Origin of the sequence: Bradyrhizobium sp. CCBAU 45389 (assembly GCF_028128625.1) — a bacterium.
Taxonomy (GTDB): Bacteria; Pseudomonadota; Alphaproteobacteria; order Rhizobiales; family Xanthobacteraceae; genus Bradyrhizobium; species Bradyrhizobium liaoningense_B.
Genome location: NZ_LBIY01000006.1, coordinates 2,123 through 4,247, shown reverse-complemented (window position 1 = coordinate 4,247; position 2,125 = coordinate 2,123). Strand labels below are relative to the sequence as shown.

General features: G+C 65.6%; 2 protein-coding genes. Both read left to right on the top strand.

The features are described 5' to 3' along the window. Positions 1-445 (top strand): methyl-accepting chemotaxis protein (locus XH79_RS04700; protein WP_271580877.1); only part of this gene is annotated, 445 nt, incomplete at its 5' end. A 300-nt stretch (positions 446-745) separates the two neighbouring features. Next, on the top strand, positions 746-2,125 hold a 1,380-nt coding region (locus XH79_RS04695; protein ID WP_271580876.1), incomplete at its 3' end, for a HAMP domain-containing methyl-accepting chemotaxis protein.

Sequence of the window (2,125 nt, the reverse complement as noted above, 5' to 3'; positions counted from 1 at the left end):
CACCATCGAGGCCGCACGCGCGGGCGAAGCCGGCCGCGGCTTCGCCGTGGTCGCCTCCGAGGTCAAGGCGCTGGCCGAGCAGACCGCGAAAGCGACCGGCGAGATCGGCCAGCAGATTTCCAGCATCCAGGCCGCCACCGAGCAGTCGGTGGGCTCGATCAGGGAGATCAGCGGCACCATCGAGCGGCTGTCGGAGATCTCGTCGGCAGTCGCCGCGGCCGTGGAGCAGCAGGGCGCGGCGACGCAGGAGATCTCCCGCAACGTCCAGCAGGCCGCCCACGGCACCCAGCGCGTCTCGACCAATATCGGCGATGTGCAGCGCGGGGCCTCCGAAACGGGATCGGCGTCCTCGCAGGTGCTGTCGGCGGCGCGCTCGCTGTCGGCGGACAGCAACCGGCTGAAGCAGGAAGTCGCGCACTTCCTGAGCTCGGTCCACGCCGCCTGAAGTCTCAAAAACAGAGGTCCACGCGCATGCGCGTGGACCTCAAGCGATGCTGTGGCTTGATCAGGCCACCGCCGTGCCGCCAGTGCCCAACTCTTGTTCATCGGAGCAGACGAGGGCGATGCCTTCGTCGGCTTCTCCGTACTCGGCACCGGTAAAATACAGCCTCAATTAACACTTGTTCCGCATTGTACGGCAGTGCAGCACGATTCCTTGGGGGACGTGGGTTGCAACGAGTCGTCGTTGCGATCGCGAGAACGCCGTCGGCTGCTTGTCTTTTCTTCCTGCTATGGGTGGACAGTGATGCCGAGCTTGCGTTTGGGAATTCGGGGGCGTCTGTACGCCGGATTTTCGGTTCTCGTGGTCCTTGGCCTGGTGATGGCCGCGGTCGCGGTCTGGAATCTGTGGGCGGTCCAGGGCCAGATGGAGCGCCTGTCCGTCCTCTCGGACAACACCGCGCGCGTCCAGGAAATCTCGATCAATCTGCAGGCGCTGCGGCGCGCCAATCTCCGCTACATCTATGACGCCAACGAGCCGGCCTTCAAGGAAGCCGCGGAACGGGAGGCGGCGACGGTCGAGCTGTTGAAGGCTGCGGCCAAGGCCACCCTCTCCGAGGAGCGGCTCAAGATCTATAACGGCCTCACCAGCGACATCGAAAAGTTGAAGTCCCTGCGCGAGCGCATGGGCGCCGCCGTCAATGAGACGACCAAGGGCAAGGCCATCCTGCTCGCCGGCGGCGACCAACTGACCGCCAACACCGGCAAGCTGGTCGACGCCGCGCGTGAAACCGGCGATACCAGCGTGAGCGCTCCCGTCGCCGATCTTGAATCCAAGATCCTGCTGGTTCGGGTCGCAAACTGGCGCTTCCTCGCCGTCCGGGACGCAAAGGGGCCGGCGACCTTCAGGACCAATGTCGATCGGGCGCAGCAGGCGCTCAAGTCACTGGAGGGGGCCGGTCTGCCGGACGAGGTCAAGGCCGCGTTCGGGCCGATCAAGAGCTCGCTTTCGGCCTACAAGTCGGCCTTCGAGACGACCTCGGCCGCAATCCTCCAGGCCGATGAAATCTACCGCAACGAGATCGCTCCCCTGATCGGTGAAAGCGTCGACAAGCTCAAGGTGGCGGAGACCGCACTGAAGGCCGACTACCAGAAGTCGCGCGCGGCTGCCGATGGCGTCATCGCCAATACGACCTGGATTCAGGAGGTCGCCGGCGGTCTTGCGATCCTGTTCGGCGGCATCGTCGCCTTCCTGATCGCCCGCAGCATCGTCGGTCCGCTGTCCACGATGACCCGGGCGATGGGGCTGCTGGCCGGCGGCGATCTCAAGGTCGAGATCCCCGGCCGCGGCAATCGCGACGAGATCGGCGACATGGCCAAGGCGATCCAGGTGTTCAAGGAAAGCATGGTCGAGACCGACCGCCTGCGCCACGAGCAGGTCGAGGTCGAGGCCCGGCAGGCCGAGAACCGCAAGCAAGACATGAGAAACCTGGCCAATCAGTTCGAGCGTGCGGTCGGCGAGATCGTGGATACGGTGTCGTCGGCGTCCGGCGAACTCGAGGCGTCCGCCGGCACCCTGACCACGACGGCCACGCGCGCCCAGGACCTGTCGACGGAGGTCGCCAGCGCTTCGCAGGAAGCTTCGGCCAATGTTCAGGCGGTCGCCTCGGCCACCGAAGAGCTCTCT